Source organism: Microbacterium sp. X-17 (assembly GCF_039615055.1).
Genome location: NZ_JBDHNI010000007.1, coordinates 1 through 16,686 on the forward strand (window position 1 = coordinate 1; position 16,686 = coordinate 16,686).

Consider the following 16,686-nt stretch of genomic DNA (forward strand, 5'->3'; position numbering starts at 1 on the left):
GACCAGCTAGGCCGCCGCAACCTCATCGGCGCGGCCGCCTGGTCCGTCCCGGCCATCGCGCTCATGACGGCATCCCCCGCGTACGCCGCGTCCACGCCCGGTGTCATCGCCTTCCTCGACCCCGAGAACATCATCGGCAGCGGATACACGGCGAACCTCGCCGTCCAGCTCACGCCGGCGGCGGGCGGCCAGCTTCCGGCCAGCGTCAACGTCGCCTACAGCAAGCCCGGTGTCGTCGACGGTCCGGCGGTCGTCCCCACCGGCGGCGGGAACCTCGTCACCATCCCGGTGACGGGCCTCGATACCAACGACAGCACCGACATCACGGTCAGCGCCTCCGGTTACCTCTCCGCCACCATGACGCTGAGGGTCACGTACAGCGATGGCGCCATCTCGATCTTGATGGCCAATCCGTTCAACCTCCTCACCAGCAACACGATCGACGTGACTCCCAACCGCGTCACCCTTCCCGACGGCACGATCATCGATCAGTTCACCGGCCAGTGGCTCAACAACTCGATCGCGTCGACGAACACGATGACCCCGAAGGGGCTCGTCCTCGGTTCCGGCCTCTCGAGTGTCACCGGCTCGATGGAGTATCGCCTGCAGTTCTGGACGACCGGCAGCCCGAACCTGGTCTGGAAGACGCAGGATGGGTTCCCGTACTCCGGCATGCCCATCGACAACACCGAGCAGACGAGCCAGTCCGTCGGCGCAGGCTCCCTCACCGGCGCCGGAATCGTGCCTGCGGTGCGCGCCAAGGCGTCGAACACCACGAATCCGGGCGGGGATCTGATCATCCTGTACACGTTCGCGCGATTCCCGAAGTACCAGGCTTCGCTGACGCTGAAGTACTGAGACGACGCGATGGACCAGGCGGAGCGCACCGCTCTGCCTGGTCCATCCGCATTTCATCCCGGGCGGTCAGCCGCTCGCGGCGATCGACCGCCGCAGCACGAGCAGCGCCTGGGCGTCCGCGTCCACCTGCGCGACGGGTATCCGGCCGCTCTGCACGGCGGCGACGACCGCGCCGATCAGAGCGTCCGGGTCCTCGGCGCCCTGGATCATCAGCACCATGGTGTTGCCCGCCGCGATCGCGGCGACCGCGTTCGCGCCCGCGTCCTGGTACTGCGGCAGCCCGGTGTCCTGCAGCATCCGCAAGTCGTCGGTGATGCTCACGCCGTGGAAGCCCAGCTCGTCGCTGAGGATGCGGTGCCAGGCCGGCGACAGGGAGGCCGGCGCCGCGTCCACCCCGCTGTAGGCGAGGTGGCCGAACATCACCACCTCCGCCCCCGCCGCGATGCCCGCGCGGAAGGTCGGCGCGTCCTGCGCGGCCCAGCGGGCGTGGTCGACGGCGGCGGTCGGAACCGCGTGATGCGAGTCGGCGTCCGTCTCGCCGTGGCCGGGGAAGTGCTTGAGCGTGCTGAGCACCGTCCCGCGCTCCCCCGTCACCGACGCCGCAACCCGCGCGGCGGCCGACGCCGGGTCGGTGCCCAGGATGCGGTCGGCGATGAAGGAGTGCGGGTCGGCCGTCACATCGGCGACGGTCCCGAAGTTGAGGTTCACGCCGGCCTGCTTCAGCAGTGCGGCACGCTGCGCGAACGCCTGCTGCGTCGCGGCGGGCGGCAGCGTGCGCAGGGTCTCGGCGCCGGGCTGGCCGTCCCACGGCAGCCGGGTCACGTCGCCGCCTTCCTCGTCGATCCCGACCAGGGGCGGCAGGCCCGGGTCCGACGCGCGGGTGGCCGCGGTCTCCGCCGTGAGCGCCTGCGGTGTCGCGGGGATGTTGTCCGGCATCAGGATGACGCCGCCCAGGCTGTAGCGGTCCACGAACCCGCGCAGCGCCGCCGGGTCGGTGCCGGACGCGTGCAGCATGAACAGGCTCGCGACCTTCTGGCGGAGGGTCATGTTGCGCAGGCGCTCGTCGGCGTAGCCCTGGATCGGGGCGGGAGCCGAGGTCGCCCGGGCCGACGGACTCGGAGTGGCCTCCCGAGGGTGCGCCGAACCGCCGGCCGCGCACCCACCGAGCGTCGTCGCGAGCACCAGGAGGGCGGCGGCCGTCATCCCTCGGGCGCGGCGCATCACCCGATGGTAACCCTCAGCCCTTGACGGCCCCTCCGAGTGCCGTCGCCCTCCCGCGGCGGCGCGTCCTACGATGGCGGCATGGCGTCCAAGCCGATCTCGCTGCTGCTCGCCAGCCACCCCGGACCCACCGCGGTGGTGACGGTGGTCGCCGTCGGCCTCGGCGTCGGCCTCGGCTACCCGCCTGGCCGGCTCGTCGTCCTGGCGCTCGCGATCCTGCTCGGGCAGCTCTCGATCGGCTGGTCCAACGACTGGCTCGACGCCGCCAGGGACCGGGAGGTCGCGCGAGCGGACAAGCCTGCGGCGCGCGGCGACGTCCCGCTCGGCCTCGTTCGCGGGTCCGCGTTCGTCGCGCTCGTCCTCTCTCTGGCCGTCACCGCATTCCTCGGCGTCGGCGCGCTGATCGCGCACGCGGTCGCGATCGCGGGCGGCTGGGCCTACAACCTGGGGCTCAAGTCGACCGCCGCCTCCTTCGTGCCGTTCGCCGTCAGCTTCGGGCTCCTCCCCGCGATCGCGACGCTCGGCCAGGAGCAGCCGGCGTGGCCGGCGCCGTGGGTCCTCGCGGCCGGCGCGCTGCTCGGCGTCGCGGCGCACGTCACCAACGTGCTGCCTGACCTCGCCGACGACGCCCGCACCGGCATCCGCGGCCTCCCGCACCGCCTCGGCGCGCGGGCCAGCGGCCTGCTCGCGTTCGGCTGCCTCGCCGTCGCGACCGTGCTGATCACGTCCGGACCGGGACTCCCGGTGCGTCCGCTGCTCCTCGTCGGCCTCGTGATCGGGCTGGCAGCCGTCGTCGCGGGTGTCGTGCTGCTGCTGCGACGCAGCCCCACGCGGCTGCTCATGCAGCTCATCATGACCTGCGCGGTCGTCGACGTGGCGATGCTGGCCCTGGCCGGCCAGTCGATCACTTCGGGATAGCGGGAGGCTTCTCCGCCGCGACCGCGATCGGCGCGGCGGCCGGCTCGTGGTTGCGGATGCCGATCGCCGACACCACGCCGCCGACGATGAGCAGGCCCGCCGTCGCGAGCATCGCCCGGTGCATCCCGTCCACGTCCAGCTTCTGACCGATCACGATGCCCGCCATCGCGATCGTCAGGAGTCCGGCGATGCGGGCGACCGCGTTGTTGACCGCGGAGCCGATGCCCGCCTGGCCCGGGTGGATGGAGCCCAGGATCGCGCTGGTCAGCGGCGCGACCGTCATCGACAGCCCGACACCGAACAGCAGCACCGCGGGCAGCAGCTCGAACCAGTAGTCCACGCTGGTGCCGACCATCAGCAGCCAGAGGAAACCGGCCGAGGCGACGATCGGCCCGACCGCCATGAAGAAGCGGGGGCCGTACTTCCCGGCCAGCCCGCCGAAGTAGCTGGACAGCAGCAGCATGCAGAGCGTGGACGGAATGAACACGAAGCCCGCGACGAACGCCGAGAACCCGGCGACCTGCTGCAGGAAGAGCGTCACCATGAGCGGCCCGAACGACAGCGCGCCGTAGACGAACGCCGTGGCCAGGTTGCCCACCCAGAAGTTGTGCACCGAGAACAGTCCGAGCGGCAGCATCGGCTGCTTGACCCGGGTCTCGGCGAAGAAGAAGCCGATGAGCGACAGCACGCCGACCACGAACGGGATCCAGACCCGCGGGCTGCCCCACCCGTAGGCGCCCTGCTCGATCAGTGCGAACACGGTCCCGGCCAGACCGACCGACCCGAGCACGGCGCCGATGATGTCGACGCGGCCGCCCATCCCCTTGTCGGTGTCGCCCAGCGTCCACATGAGCACGAGCGTCACCGCGATCGGCACCACGTTGATGACGAACACCCAGCGCCAGGACAGCGCGTCGACGAAGAACCCGCCGACCACGGGGCCCGCGATCATGGCGATGCCGGTCCACGCCGTCCAGCGCCCGATCGCCTTGGCCTGGGCCGGCCCCTCGAACCGGGAGATGATGATGGCCAGCGAGGAGGGGACGAGCAGGGCTCCCGCCACGCCCTGCAGGGCCCGCGAGAGCACCAGGAACACCCCGCTCGGCGCGAACGCGCACAGCAGCGACGTGATCCCGAACCCGATCAGCCCGACGTAGAGGATGCGCTTGCGCCCGAACACGTCGGAGAGCGAGCCCGCGATCAGGATCAGCGAGCCGAGCGTCACCAGATAGGCGTCGACGACCCACTGCTGCAGCGGCAGGCCCCCGCCGAGCTCCCGGTCGATCGCGGGCAGCGCCACGTTGATGACCGCGCCGTCGAGGAACGCCACGAAGCTGGCCAGGATCGCGATCAGCAGGACGCGCAACTGCAGGGACGTCATCTTCTCGGTGGCCATGTCCTCATTCAACGTCCCGGCGTGCTGATCGCGCAAGCATGCGCGCCAGGCGTACGGTTTGGCTCGTGTCCGAGTTGTCGCGCTCCGAGCGATCCTCCGGCCGGCGGCGGCCGGACCCGACCACGGTCATGCGGGCCGGCTGGATCGGCGTCCTCGTGATCACGGCCGTCTTCCACGCGGTGCGCGGGGCGCCCGTGGACTCCGGGATCTACGTCGCCGGGGCAGCGGTGCTCACGCTCGACGCGCTCGGCTGGCTGCGCGTCCCGCTGCGGATGCCCGCCGCCCGCGACACCGTCTCCCGCCGCGTCCTCGCCGGGACGCTGATCGCGGTCGCGTCCCTGACGCTCGGCTTCACCCAGCTCTACAGCCCGGCGGACACGGCGATCGTCGTCGGGCTCGGCGTGCTGCTGCTGCCGGTGGCCTGGGCAGACCGGTCCCGGCCGGAGACCGGATCGCCCGGATCGGCCGTGCGCCGCGCGGCGATCCTGTGGTCGATCGTCCTCGTCGCCGGCTGCCTGTGGGAGATCGGCGTGTTCTTCCTCGGCCGCGACCTCTCGGGGAGCACGACCGCCTACCCGGCGCTCTCCGATCTGCTCGACCCTGTGCTGGCCTGGCCGCCGGCGCGGGTGCTGCTGGTCGCGTGCTGGCTGCTCGGCGGGTACGCGCTGCTGCGGCGCGGGAGGCCGGCATGAACGGGGGGCCGGCATGAGGTGGGTCACCATCGGCGGCTTCGTGTTGTGCGGCGTTCTGATCGTCGCGCTCGTCGTCCAGTCCCGGCGCCGCCCCGACCGGATCGCCCCGCTCGGCAGCCTCCTCGACCGCGTGATGGCCGACCGCGCGGCGCGGGTCACCATCCTGCTGTTCTGGTGGTGGATCGGCTGGCATTTCCTGGTCACGCCGCCGACAGCCTGACCAGCCGACGGTCCGACTAGTTGTTGCCCTTCGTGCAGGTCTGCTGTGCTGCCGTCTGACCGGTGACGTTGGAGGGCAGCTCGACCGCGCCGGACGAGTTCGTCGGCGCGGGCGTCCCGGTGCCGGTCGGTGTGGCGGGTACGGCCGGCGGGGCAGCGGTCTCCGTGGCGGTGGGCGTCGGCGTCGCCGTCGCGCTCGGGTCCTCCGCGGCGCGCCCGGTCGTGCCGGTGAGCGCCACCGGCTGGTCGTTGACCAGCGCGTTGTTCACCGCGGTGGAGGCCTCCTCGTCCGGGATGACGCGGTTGACGTTGTCCGGGTCCGTCACCGCGGGGTACTGCAGGAAGACCATGTTCTGCAGGCCGGTGTCCTTGAGCGCGAGCGCGATCTCCACCAGCGTCGTCGGGTTGGTGAGCGTCTGCGACGGCGTGACGTTCTGCACGGCGGCCTTGGCGAGCGCGTACAGCTGCACCGGGTTGCCAAGCACTCCCCCGCTCACGATCTTGCGCGCGAGCGCGGAGAGGAAGACCTGCTGGTTGGAGATGCGGCCGAGGTCGCTGCCGTCTCCGACGCCGTGCCGGCTCCGCAGGAACGAGAGCGCCTGGTCCCCCACGAGCGTGCTCTCCCCCGCCGGGAGGTCGAGCGGCGGGTTGGTGTAGTCGTCCTTCACCTTCGAGGCCAGGCAGACCGTCACGCCGCCGACGGCCGTGGACATCGCACTCACGCCGTCGAAGTTGATGACGGCCGCGAACGGGATCGTCACGCCGGTGAGCTTCTCGACCGTCAGCACCACGCAGGCCAGCCCGCCGCGCGACAGCGACGTGTTGAACTGCGCGTACGACGACCCGCTCACCGTGTCCTTGCCGTCCGGTGTCGGGCAGGTCGGGATGCGCACCATGAGGTCGCGCGGGAAGCTGATCACCATCATGCTCTTGTGGTCCTGCGCGATGTGCAGCAGCATCGTGACGTCGTTGTTGCCCGCGCCCGAGCTGGCGTCCTGCTCCGCGGCGGAGTTGTAGACGCCGCCGAGACCCGTGCGACTGTCGGTGCCCGCCAGCAGCAGGTTGACGCCGCCCGGGATGGCGCCCACGTTCGGGATGTCCTGCGGGACGGCCGTGTGCCCCGGCAGCGTGACGAGGGTGACGCCGTGCTTGACCGAGCGCGCGACGTCCCACACCGCGTACGCGGCGACCGAGAAGCTGCTGACCACGGCCACTGCGACGACGCCCGCGAGCAGCTTCGACACCGAGGCGATCAGCCTCCGCCGGGGCAGCCTCCCGTGCCGCACCGGCGCAGGCCCGCGCGCACGCTGCTGACGGCGAGGCAGGTCGGTCATGCGGATCCCCCGGTGCGGTTCGACGAACGGAACTGGGTGAATACTAAGCGATGGGCGCTTTCCTGAGGTGCGGGGGCACGCGGATACACCGTCCGGATGACGCGGTTCCGCACCGAGAGGGACGCTCTCCGTCGCCGTTCCGGGGTGGACTGGCGGGATGGCTCCACCGCGTCGCCCACTCGCACTGCTCTCCGTCATCGCCGCTCTCGCATCGCTCCTCACCGGATGCGCACCGCGCACGGAGCCGCCGAGCGAGCTGGCCGAGGCGGCGGCGAGGGTCGCGCGCGAGGTGCGTGGGCAGCCGGGCGTCGAGTCCGCGCGATCGAGCGTCACGGGCGGATACAGCGGAGGCGCGTGGACCGTCGCCATCCACGTCCGGCTGCGGACGGCGGGCGACCTGACCACCGCGGCAGCCACGGCGGCCGCGACCCTCGACGCCACGCCGTTCACCGCTGCCGAGGACGTGATACTCGAAGCCGTCGTGCCGGAGGGTCGCGGCCTCGCGCCCGTGACCATCTCCGACGCACGCTCGCAGCGGGGCACGGCGCGGCTCCCGGCGGCGCTGGAGGCCGCGGACGCGCTGCGCCGGATGCCCGTCGCCGAGCGGGTCGACATCAAGTCCGAGGTCCTGTCGGTCGGGTCGGCTCCGCTCGTCAGCACGGCGGAGGCCCTTCGCGGCATCCCGGGATTCGGGACCGGACAGCTCACGAGGGTCACTGTGGAACTGCCGCCTCACGCGACCTCACGCTCGGGCTCGGTGGAGATCGCCGCCGATGGCCCGTCCCTGGAGCTGCTCGGCGCCCTGGACCAGCTCGCGGCCCAGCCGCAGGTGTCCCGGATCGTCCACACCGAGCAGCGCACCGACGAGCGACCCCGGGTCGACATCGAGACGAGCGATCCGGAGTCCGTGGCGCGCCTGCTGACCTCCGTCACCGACGTCGCCGACCGCCTCGCGCGCCCGCGGACCGCATTCTCGGCCCGCGCCGCCGACAGCGCGAGCGCGCTCAACGGGTTCGTGGGCCTGCCGCTGGCCGGCGAGGATCCGCCGCCCCCGGCCGACGAGGCCGGCCCGATCCTGGCGACCTACGAGGCGGAGCTCCGGACCTTCCTCCAGCAGACCGCGGACAGCGACGCCGCCGCCTGCACGATCGCGGACGGGCGGGGCGTCCAGTGCGAGGTGATCCTGCCGCTCTGGCACGACCCGGACATGACGGAGGAGTCGGTCGAAGCGCGTTACGCGGCCGGCACTGAGCTCTGGGGGCGCGGCCCGGACTTTCCCGGCCCGGCCGGCGTCCACAGCGCGCGCATCCGCGGAACCACCGACGGCATCCGCGTCACGGTCGAGTCCCCGCCCGTGAGGTGAGAGCCGGATCCTCTCTCCACCGGCGAATCTCACCCGTGCGTGAGGCGCGGCCGTCGCCGCGACACGCCCGGGCGCGGCGAGGGTGAAAGCCCAGACGAATCCCACGCCTTCAGCCGTGATCGCCGGCCGTCCACTCTCCGAAGAATCCCGGATTCCCGCGCCCCGGCACCGGAAAACCGCGGTGCTACCGTCACGTCCCTGATGACGGCGAGGCCGTCCGAGACACCAAGGGAGAGCAATGACGCAGCAAGCCGCCGCGCCCGAGAAGCACGGCATGTCCAGGAGGACCAAGGCGGTGATCGGCCTCGGCGCCGTCGTCGCCGTCGCGGCCGGGATCACCGCCGCCGCCTTCACCGATTTCGCGAACCTGAACCTCGGGGCGAACGGGATCGGCGCCGATCAGTACAACATCCAGGTGGTCGACACCGACCCCGTCACCGGTGCGCAGATCCCCGGCTCGTGGCAGGAGGCGAACACCCCGGCCGGCGCGCCGATCGAGCTCGTGGGAGCGAACACGCTCTTCCCCGGGAGCACCCCGATCTCGGTCGACATCCCCGTCAGGAACGCGTCCGCGACGCTGAACTCGACGCTGTCGCTCGGGCTCCTGCAGCTCCCGGACGCACCCCCGGACGTCACCGATCCGAACTACCTGGCCAGCCTGCGGTTCACGATCACGCAGCCGGCGACCTCCCTGGGGGCGACGCCGATCAGCGTGACCGACCAGACGTACGCCCAGCTCAGCACCCTCGCGCTCAACGGCCTCGCCGCCGGCGAGCAGTCGGACGTGACCATCGAGGTGCGGCTGCTCACCCAGGCGGAGTCGGGGTCCACCTACACCGACAACGACCTGAACGGCTCCAAGGCCTACATCCAGGCTCAGTTCAACGGCACCTCGACTCCCTGACCTGATGCCCTCATCCACCATGCCGGCGCGACGGTGGCGTCGTCCTGCACTGTCACTGGCGGGAGTCTGCGTCGCCTCGGCGATCGCCGTCACCGCCGCGAGCACAGTGAACTGGACCGACGTCACCGTCGCGCTGGACGGAACCGGCAACACCTTCGACCTGCAGACGGCGGGCAGCGACCTGCCCGGCTGGACGCCGACCGCCGCCGAATGGCAGCAGGGCCGCCCCGACCCGGTCGTGGTCGCACTGCCGGCCACGGTGCTCGAACCCGGTTCCTCGGTCCAGGCCCGTGTGGCCGTCCGCAACAACAGCCCGCGACTCGCCGGAGCGATCAGCGTCCACCTGGTCGACCCGGCGTCCCCCAACCCCCTGTTCCCCGAACTGCGCTTCACCATCTCCGAAGGAGGCCACGTGTACGCGGCCGCAGTACCGGCGACCGGCGCGGCGGACATCCCGCTCACCGGGGCCACCGCGCCCGGCGCCGACCGGGTGCTGGACGTCGAGGTCACCCTGCCGGCCGACGCGCCGGCGTCGGTGAACGGTTCGACGACCCCCATCCGGCTCATGTTCACCGGGGCGAGCCTGTGAGCGGGCGGCGGGCGGCCTCGACCTCCACGCGACCCCGGCGCGGTGCGCTCGCCGCGACCGGCCTCCTCGGCCTCAGCGTCGTCCTCGGCGCCTCCGCGATCGGCACCACCTCCGCCGCGTTCACCGATCAGTCGACGCCCGGACTCGGCACGAACGGCGCAATCGGTGGCGGCTACAACATCGCGTTCCTCGACTCGGGAGGGGCCGTCCAGGAGGGCAACCCCACCCCGTTCGCGCTCGACACCTCGGGAAGCGGCGCCATCACGCTCGCCTCGGCCGCGACGGTGGACCTGCGGGTCGTCACGACCACCCCGGCGACCGGCCCCGTCCGCATCACGCTGTACAACGCGTACCCCGGCAGCAGGCCGAGCGACCCGGGCGCGACCGGGCCGGGAGCCGACCCCTACGACTACGCGCTCTACACGATCTCCGTCGACGGGACGGCCGTCGCGAGCGCCTCCACCGCCGCCGCGATCAACGCGTCCCCGCCTGTCGTCACGGGCTGGAGTCAATCCGTTCCCAAAGCCATCGAGGTGCAGGTGTCCCTGCCGCACGCGATCGGGAACCCCTACGTCTTCAACCGGGCCCTCGTGCTCGGTGTCCGGTTCGACGGGGCCACCTCGTGAGGCGCGCCGTCATCGTCGCCGCCGTCGCGCTGCTCAGCCTGTGCGGAACCTTGCCTGCCGCCGCCGCACCTGCCGCAACGCAAATCGTGACCGTGCAGATGCCGGGGCCCGGCCACCAGAGCGAGTGGTCGGCGACGGTGCAGAACCCGTCGTCCTCCGCGTCGACGGTCTCCCTCGCGGTGCTGGACGTCGCAGGCGACGCCTCCCGGATCGACGACGCGCTGCAGGTCAGCGTGCGGGTGGACGGGGTGACCGTGATCCCCCAGACCCCGCTGCGCCGGCTGATCGGCGGCGACGCCGTACCGCTCGGAACGGTCGCGGGCGGCGGCGCCAAGACCGTCTCCGGCGAAGTCGTCCTCGACTCGGCCGCGGGGAACGAGTACCAGGGACTGAGCGCGCAGTTCACGCTCCGGCTCAGCTCGCTGGAGGCCGCCCCGACCCCGCCGCTCGCCGACACCGGTCTCACCGTCATCGGCGTCGGCGTCCCGCTCGCGCTCTTCGTCGCGGGCGTCCTGCTCCGACTCCGTCGTCGAAAGGCCGGTGAACAGGTATGAAACGCCCATCGCTCGATCGAGCGGCGCGCAGACGCCCGGCGCTGAGACGTACCGGACCTCGCGTCGCGGGCGTCGTCGGCCTCGTCGCCGCGGCGTTCACCGCGCTCCTCATCGTGCCGTCCACGTCCGCCGCCTACCGGGACACCGCCCAGGCGGAGACCTCGGCGGTCCAGTCGCCGCTCACCACCCAGAGCACCCGGATGGTTCCGACGAACACGTACCTCGCCAACACCGCGACCGCGCTCCAGGACGACGGCACGCTCTGGGTGTGGGGCTTCCGCGGGAACGGCCTCGCCGGCAACGGCACGCTGACCGTCCCCTCCACGGCCCCGCCGTCGCCTGTGATCCTCCCGAACACCGGCTACACCGGTCGGAACCACCGCTACATCGTGCGCATCGCGGGCACGAGCCTCGACGACTACTACCCGACCGACATCAACTACACCGGGCTGGCCGCGCTGTCCGACGACGGCACGGTCTACACCTGGGGCGGCAGCAACGCGAACAACGTGATGGGACGCCCGAGCTCGCCGATCCCGTACACGCAGCCCGGCCCGGTCACCATCCCCGGTACCGTCGTGGACCTGCGTTCGTCCTCCGGCGTCTTCATGGCGCTCACCAGCACGGGCGATCTCTACACCTGGGGGTACCCGCAGGCTCGCGGGATCACCGGCCAGGGCACGGCGACCGCGTCCTCGCCGACGCCGTCCCTGATCATGTCCGGCGTGCACAGCATCGGCGCCGGGATGTGGAACGGCTGGGCGGTCCGCGGCAACTTCAACCCCAACGACTCGACCACCGGTGTGTTCTGGTGGGGCTGGGCGAACTCGGGATCGTCGTTCGCGTCCGATCCGTCCGGAGACAACCTGGGCGTCAACCGGAACGCCCCGTTCCGGTCGACCATCCTGTCGGCGTTCGCGCAGTCCGGGTGCGACACCGTCGGCGTCGTCATGGGCTCCGCCGCCGACACCTGCACCATCACCTCGCTCACCGGCCACTATTACGGCAACCAGCTCGTCTTCGACGGCGGTCACCTGGTGACCTGGGGCGACGCGACAAACTACGGCAACGGTCGCCCGTACGTCTCCGGCCCCGTCAGCGCTCAGCCGATAGCGCTGACTCTGCCGAACGACGACCCCGTCGAAGCGGTCGCCCCCAGCCAGGACTATGTCCAGGTGCTCGGCGCCTCCGGCCAGGTCTACATCTACGGCCGCTATTCGTTCGGCCGTGGCCCCGACCCGACCCTCGGCACGCCGTCGACCACCAACCAGGTCACCCCCGCCCAGATCCTCCCGCTCGGCAGCAGCGTGAAGGCCGTCGGCGCGTTCGGCTACTCCGGCGCCGCGCTGAACGCCGACGGCTCCTACGTCAACTGGGGCGGCGGGACCGCGGGCGGCAACAACAACACGTACTCGTCCATCATCAACAACTGGGCGGCGAACACCACGCCGACGACCGCCGTTCAGGGGCTGACGACCATGATCCCGCCGGGGGCGTGATGAAGCACCGGAAGACACCGAAGAGACGGATCGCCCTGGCCACCGTCGCCGCCGGCACGCTGGTCGTGACCGCCGCGCTGGTCACGGCAGGACAGACCATGAGCGCGTTCACGGACTCCGCCCTGCTGAACGTCGGCCCGGACGGCATCGGCTCCGCGCCGTTCGACATCGTCTCCATCCTCCCGGGCGAGCAGGTCGCCCAGGCGCAGCCGGGTCAGGCTGTAGCCGTACCGATTGCCGGCGACGACAGCTTCGTGCCCGGCCGCACGGTCACGGTGAACCTCGGGGTGGCGAACAACTCCCCCGACCTCGCCTCTGCTGTGACGGTCACTGTCAAGCCGTCGGACCCGGCCGGCTACGGCCAGGCGGGCAGCAGCCCGAACATCACCGGATTCCTCCTCGTCACCGTCGTGGACACGACGACCGGGCAGCTCCTGGTCGGCGGGAGCGCGACGGACCCCACCCAGGGCGTCCCGGTCGCGAGCGCGTCGGGCGTGATCGGGAGGCTCGCGCCCCGCGGTGCGCCCGCGCTCAGCGACGGTAGCGCGTGGGTGGCCGGCAACGTCGGCAGCCGGCACGATCTCACCATCAGCCTCTACTACCAGGACACTCCGCCGACCGTCGCCTACAACTTCGGTCAGACCGCACTGGAGGTGGAGTTCGATGGCGCGTCGACGTCGTGAGCGCCCCCGCCGCTCCCTCTGGCAGTGGCTCGGCTCGGCCCTGCTCACCTTCTCGGCCGTCCTCGGCGCGGTCGCGATCGTGACCGTCGCCGTCTGCGCGGTGTTCGGCCTGCGCCCGGTCGTCGTGATCTCCGGCTCGATGGAGCCGACACTGCCGGTCGGGTCGCTGATCTTCTACCGCACGGTCCCCGCGTCGGAGGTCGTGAAGGGCGACATCGTCACGGTGCCGCGGCAGGACGGTGGCACGGGCCTCATCACGCACCGCGTCAAGGAGGCCGCGACGAAGGGCGGCGTGACGACGCTGCGCCTGAAGGGCGACGCCAACGCGACGGAGGACCCGCTGCCGTACGTGGTCTCGTCGGTCGGCAGCTTCGTCGGCGTCATCCCCGTGGCCGGCACGATCGCGCTCGCGGCCAGGACCCCGCTGGGCATCGCGGCGGTCGCGACCTATGTGGCGGCGCTGGTCGCGGTGATCGTGTTCGGGCGGCGGCGGGAGAAGCCGCCGTCGCGGCGCGGCGGGCGCCGGGCGCTGCCGCCGGTCGCGGCGGAATGAGCCGGCGGCCGGACGGCCACGGAACTCACCGACCCGCGTTGTAGTGGGCCGTGACCTGGGCCTGCGTGAACACGGCGGAGTACGCGGCCGCGAATCGCATCGACCCGTGGAAGAAGTACGACGGGGTGGGCGTGGCCCAGCCGGTCAGGTTGTCGTAGCCGAACCGCCAGTAGCCGAAGTACGACCATGAGGTCGTGACGGTCGGGTCGGAGGCGACGAGGGCGCCGTTGAGGTAAAGCCTCATCCCGGTCGCCGGTGAGAACGTCGCGACCGCGTGGTACCAGGTGCTCGTGGTGAGCGCTGTCGGCGCCGTGATGGTGTGCTTGACGTCGCTGGAGTCGAGCACGCCGAACACGAGGTTCCCGGTGCTGTTGATGAACAGCTGCCGGTCGGTCGTCAGCGGTGCGGCGGTGGTGTTGGTGTCGCCCCAGCCGATGAGCGTCCCGCCGGTCGCCAGCGTGTTGAACCAGACCTCGAGCGAGTACTGGGTCGGGGCGGTGCGCGACGTCGCGGACGTGATGTAGCTGACGGTCGCGCGAGGCTGCCAGGCCGTGCCCGGGTCGCGCGGGCAGGCGTCCGAGGCGGTGAGGGTTCCGGTCGTGGTCATCGGCCCGCGGTAGGTGCCGGTGTTCGAGGTGCCGGAGATGTCGGTCGCGGTGGTGGAGCCCGCCGCCTCGGTGAGCGGAAGGGCGACCAGTGGGCCCAGGCCGGGGTCGCTGATCGCCGCCCTTCAGGTGAAGTAGGGCGCGGTGCCTGCCGTGTTCGTGGCGTTCGTCACCTGCGCGAGGAACCCGCCCGACGTGGACGGCACGATTCCGGAGACGACGACGAGCGCGACGATCGCCGCGAGCCCCACAGCGACCGGCCAGCGGAACGGGAGGCGGCGGAGGACGCGCGTGGTGAGCGTCACGCTGTCGCCTCCCCCAGCCTGGTCCTCCCGCGGTGCGGCTCGTCCGGCCTCGGCTCCGCGGACTGCGGCTCCTCGCCGGGGAGTCCGACGATCAGGCACCAGAGCAGCGGCGCCGCGCAGACGATTCCGACGATGATCCAGCCGAGGAGGTTGAACGTAGGTGTGGCGGCGAGGTGGTAGTAGCCGTCGTCGGCGAGGCGGGGCACGTGGACGGATCCGACCTGCCCGCTGACCAGGTCGACGCCGGTGCCGCCGACGGCCTGCACGTGGATGGGCAGCAGCCCGGTGGACACGAGCGTCGCGTTCGCCCCGTGGTGGGTGGACTGCGTGGCCAGGACCATCACGCCCACGAACGGGCGGAGGATCGCGGCGGTGACGGCGAACACCAGGCTCGCGCCGATGACGCGCAGCGGAGCCCGCCAGCGCGCGGTCGCGAACCAGTCCGTGAGCGCCCACACGACCACCCCACCCACGAACAGGAACGGCAGGGAGCGGATGAGCCAGCCCCAGCCCGGGAGGATCGCGGCGGCCCTGCCCACGAGGTCGTGTCCGCTGAGCTGCCACGGGTCCGTCGCCCCGTTGATGTCGCCGCGGGTGATCAGCTGCCCGGTGGGGGTGATCTCCCGCACCCGGTGCGTGTAGGTCTCGTCCGGGGAGGTCGGCGGGTCGAAGGTGATGACGTCACCGACGTGCACGGCGGATGCCGCGACGGGTGTCGTGACGACGAGGGTGCCGACGGGGGCGGTCCGACCCATCGAGGGTGACTCGACGATGAACCAGCGCCACCCCGCGCTCCAGGACGCGACGAGGATCGCGATCAGGGCGCCGACCAGGCCGGCGGCGATGATCGCCGCGAGGCGGGCACGGGTGCGAGCGGGAGCGTTCATGGTGGTGACGGCGGTGCAGCGCGACGGGGGTGGCACGCTGCACCGCCTGGCCCTTCGGGTGGGGAGGGGGAACCGGACTCAGCTGGCGAAGGCCCAGGTGAGCGGCAGCGACGCCTGCAGGCCCTGGTAGGTGTTGTCCGCCGTCGACGCGAGCGTCACGGCGAACGTGAACGGCACCGTCGTGCCCGGCGCCACCGGGGTCGCCAGCGCGAACGCCGCGTGCCCGGCGAGTGCCGCCACGGTGCCGGAGTAGACCGTGGTCGCCCCGGAGGTGATGACCACGTTCAGCTTCGCGCACAGGTCGGTCGCGGTCCCGTTCGCGGCGCCGTTCGCCGACTGGGTGCACGTCGTGCCCGGGGTCAGCGTGAACGTGTTCGCCGGCACCGTGCCCGTGTTGGTGATCGTGATGTTCGTGGAGACCGCGGTGCCGGGCACCATCGCCAGGTTGCCGCCGAACTTGTTGATGGTCGAGCAGGTGGCGGCGTTGGTCGACACCGAGCCGCCGTTCGTGCTGAGGCAGGTGATGGTGCCGGTGGAGTCCTTCTCCTGCATGACGAGTGCACCGGTGCCGGCGGTGTTCGTCGTGTTGGTGATGCTCGCCACGAACCCCGACAGGGTCCCGGTGAGGCTGAGCGCGAGAAGCACGGTTCCCACCGCTCCCGCGATGAGGGCCAGCGGCGTCAGTCGGCGACGCCTCCTGCGGCTCGAATCGGTGATGGTCATGGTCGTTCCTTTGCAGGTGTCGGCGAGTGCGAGGTGGTGCTTCACCTAAGAGATCACCCGACAGCGTGAGAATGACGCCTGACCACGAAAAAGGCCGCCTTCCGCGTGATTACGCGGAAGACGGCCTTCCAGAAGTGGATCTGAGGGGACTCGAACCCCTGACCCCCTGCATGCCATGCAGGTGCGCTACCAGCTGCGCCACAGACCCGTATTCAGTTTGTCTTGCGCTGTCCGGGCTCCCCCGGGCAACTCATCAAGCGTACTACACGCGGGCGGCGCAACGTAAATCGGTCGTGCAGCCCGGGCGTGTGCGCGTGCCGCCGCTCCGCGCTGCCTACTCCGCGCTGTGGACGGGCAGTTCCAGCGGGAGGACTGGGCAGTCCTTCCACAGGCGCTCGAGGGCGTAGTACATGCGGTCCTCCTCGTGGAAGACGTGCACCACCAGGTCACCGAAGTCGAGGAGGATCCAGCGACCCTCCGACTTGCCCTCGCGGCGCAGCGTGCGGACGCCCGCGTCGTTGAGGCGGTCCTCCACCTCGGATGCGATCGCGATCACGTTGCGCTCGACCGAGCCCGACACCAGGAGGAAGGCGTCCGTCAGCGGCAGCGGGCCGGAGACGTCGAGCGCCACCAGGTCGATGCCGCCCTTCGAGTCGGCGGCCGCGGCCGCGAGCTGGAGGATGTCCCGGGCGTGCGGGGATGCGGTCACAGAGAGTCCTTCGGGAGAGTGCGGGTCGAGAAGAGGCGTTCGCGGGTC

General features: G+C 71.5%; 20 protein-coding genes and 1 tRNA gene. 12 read left to right on the forward strand and 9 right to left on the reverse strand.

All coding sequences use genetic code 11. The features are described from left to right. A partial coding sequence (locus tag ABCS02_RS28930) for a hypothetical protein (RefSeq protein ID WP_345839179.1) occupies positions 1 to 858 on the forward strand: 858 nt, incomplete at its 5' end. A gap of 66 nt (positions 859 to 924) precedes the next feature. On the opposite strand, the gene ABCS02_RS28935 is transcribed toward ABCS02_RS28930, so the two are convergent. Further along, positions 925 to 2,079 carry a glycoside hydrolase family 3 N-terminal domain-containing protein gene (locus tag ABCS02_RS28935; protein WP_345839180.1) on the reverse strand — a complete coding sequence of 385 codons (1,155 nt, stop codon included), beginning with the start codon at positions 2,077 to 2,079 and terminating at the stop codon, positions 925 to 927. A gap of 81 nt (positions 2,080 to 2,160) precedes the next feature. Here ABCS02_RS28935 and ABCS02_RS28940 point away from each other — a divergent pair, with 81 nt between their 5' ends. Beyond that, positions 2,161 to 2,997 (forward strand): UbiA family prenyltransferase, encoded by an 837-nt coding sequence (locus tag ABCS02_RS28940; RefSeq protein WP_345839181.1) that lies wholly within the window; start codon positions 2,161 to 2,163, stop codon positions 2,995 to 2,997. Here the strand turns inward: ABCS02_RS28940 and ABCS02_RS28945 are convergent. Continuing rightward, positions 2,984 to 4,393: an MFS transporter gene (locus ABCS02_RS28945; RefSeq protein ID WP_345839182.1), complete on the reverse strand. Its 1,410-nt coding sequence runs from the start codon at positions 4,391 to 4,393 to the stop codon at positions 2,984 to 2,986. The two genes, ABCS02_RS28940 and ABCS02_RS28945, sit on opposite strands and share 14 nt — an antisense overlap. A 65-nt stretch (positions 4,394 to 4,458) precedes the next feature. On the opposite strand from ABCS02_RS28945, the gene ABCS02_RS28950 reads away from it, so the two are divergent. Together ABCS02_RS28950 and ABCS02_RS28955 are read left to right on the forward strand one after the other, a co-directional pair. Next, a complete protein-coding gene (locus ABCS02_RS28950) occupies positions 4,459 to 5,085 on the forward strand; it encodes a hypothetical protein (protein ID WP_345839183.1) in 627 nt (208 codons plus the stop codon). A gap of 13 nt (positions 5,086 to 5,098) precedes the next feature. Continuing rightward, entirely contained in the window at positions 5,099 to 5,305 is a 207-nt protein-coding gene (locus ABCS02_RS28955) for a DUF6186 family protein (RefSeq protein ID WP_345839184.1), read from the forward strand. A gap of 16 nt (positions 5,306 to 5,321) precedes the next feature. On the opposite strand, the gene ABCS02_RS28960 is transcribed toward ABCS02_RS28955, so the two are convergent. After that, positions 5,322 to 6,638, reverse strand: a complete 1,317-nt coding sequence (locus tag ABCS02_RS28960; RefSeq protein WP_345839185.1) for an LCP family protein — start codon at positions 6,636 to 6,638, stop codon at positions 5,322 to 5,324. Positions 6,639 to 6,795: 157 nt separating this feature from the next. On the opposite strand from ABCS02_RS28960, the gene ABCS02_RS28965 reads away from it, so the two are divergent. The 8 genes from ABCS02_RS28965 to ABCS02_RS29000 all read left to right on the forward strand — a co-directional run bounded on the left by ABCS02_RS28965 (position 6,796) and on the right by ABCS02_RS29000 (position 13,409). After that, the gene (locus tag ABCS02_RS28965; RefSeq protein ID WP_345839186.1) at positions 6,796 to 8,001 is read left to right on the forward strand and encodes a hypothetical protein; all 1,206 of its coding nucleotides are present in this window, start codon (positions 6,796 to 6,798) and stop codon (positions 7,999 to 8,001) included. Positions 8,002 to 8,239: 238 nt separating this feature from the next. Beyond that, on the forward strand, positions 8,240 to 8,905 hold the full coding sequence (locus ABCS02_RS28970; protein WP_345839187.1) for a hypothetical protein: 666 nt from the start codon (positions 8,240 to 8,242) through the stop codon (positions 8,903 to 8,905). Between the two features lie 4 nt (positions 8,906 to 8,909). Continuing rightward, complete coding sequence (locus ABCS02_RS28975) at positions 8,910 to 9,494, forward strand: hypothetical protein (protein WP_345839188.1); 585 nt, start codon at positions 8,910 to 8,912, stop codon at positions 9,492 to 9,494. After that, on the forward strand, positions 9,491 to 10,120 hold the full coding sequence (locus ABCS02_RS28980; protein WP_345839189.1) for a hypothetical protein: 630 nt from the start codon (positions 9,491 to 9,493) through the stop codon (positions 10,118 to 10,120). The genes ABCS02_RS28975 and ABCS02_RS28980 overlap by 4 nt, the downstream gene beginning before the upstream one ends. Continuing rightward, positions 10,117 to 10,674, forward strand: a complete 558-nt coding sequence (locus tag ABCS02_RS28985; protein ID WP_345839190.1) for a hypothetical protein — start codon at positions 10,117 to 10,119, stop codon at positions 10,672 to 10,674. The genes ABCS02_RS28980 and ABCS02_RS28985 overlap by 4 nt, the downstream gene beginning before the upstream one ends. Next, the gene (locus ABCS02_RS28990; protein WP_345839191.1) at positions 10,671 to 12,173 is read left to right on the forward strand and encodes a hypothetical protein; all 1,503 of its coding nucleotides are present in this window, start codon (positions 10,671 to 10,673) and stop codon (positions 12,171 to 12,173) included. Before ABCS02_RS28985 ends, ABCS02_RS28990 begins: the two co-directional genes overlap by 4 nt. Continuing rightward, positions 12,173 to 12,856 carry a hypothetical protein gene (locus tag ABCS02_RS28995; protein ID WP_345839192.1) on the forward strand — a complete coding sequence of 228 codons (684 nt, stop codon included), beginning with the start codon at positions 12,173 to 12,175 and terminating at the stop codon, positions 12,854 to 12,856. The genes ABCS02_RS28990 and ABCS02_RS28995 overlap by 1 nt, the downstream gene beginning before the upstream one ends. Further along, positions 12,837 to 13,409 carry a signal peptidase I gene (locus ABCS02_RS29000; RefSeq protein WP_345839193.1) on the forward strand — a complete coding sequence of 191 codons (573 nt, stop codon included), beginning with the start codon at positions 12,837 to 12,839 and terminating at the stop codon, positions 13,407 to 13,409. The genes ABCS02_RS28995 and ABCS02_RS29000 overlap by 20 nt, the downstream gene beginning before the upstream one ends. A gap of 25 nt (positions 13,410 to 13,434) precedes the next feature. On the opposite strand, the gene ABCS02_RS29005 is transcribed toward ABCS02_RS29000, so the two are convergent. From ABCS02_RS29005 to rsfS, 6 genes are all read right to left on the reverse strand, one after another. Beyond that, positions 13,435 to 14,016: a LamG domain-containing protein gene (locus ABCS02_RS29005; protein ID WP_345839194.1), complete on the reverse strand. Its 582-nt coding sequence runs from the start codon at positions 14,014 to 14,016 to the stop codon at positions 13,435 to 13,437. Between the two features lie 123 nt (positions 14,017 to 14,139). Beyond that, positions 14,140 to 14,319 (reverse strand): hypothetical protein, encoded by a 180-nt coding sequence (locus ABCS02_RS29010; RefSeq protein WP_345839195.1) that lies wholly within the window; start codon positions 14,317 to 14,319, stop codon positions 14,140 to 14,142. Further along, on the reverse strand, positions 14,316 to 15,242 hold the full coding sequence (locus ABCS02_RS29015) for a S26 family signal peptidase (RefSeq protein WP_345839196.1): 927 nt from the start codon (positions 15,240 to 15,242) through the stop codon (positions 14,316 to 14,318). The genes ABCS02_RS29010 and ABCS02_RS29015 overlap by 4 nt, the downstream gene beginning before the upstream one ends. A 42-nt stretch (positions 15,243 to 15,284) precedes the next feature. Beyond that, the gene (locus ABCS02_RS29020; protein ID WP_345839197.1) at positions 15,285 to 15,929 is read right to left on the reverse strand and encodes a hypothetical protein; all 645 of its coding nucleotides are present in this window, start codon (positions 15,927 to 15,929) and stop codon (positions 15,285 to 15,287) included. Between the two features lie 135 nt (positions 15,930 to 16,064). Beyond that, positions 16,065 to 16,137, reverse strand: a tRNA-Ala gene (locus ABCS02_RS29025). 126 nt (positions 16,138 to 16,263) lie between these two features. Beyond that, positions 16,264 to 16,638 (reverse strand): ribosome silencing factor, encoded by a 375-nt coding sequence (gene rsfS / locus ABCS02_RS29030; protein ID WP_345839198.1) that lies wholly within the window; start codon positions 16,636 to 16,638, stop codon positions 16,264 to 16,266. Positions 16,639 to 16,686: the final 48 nt, after the last annotated feature.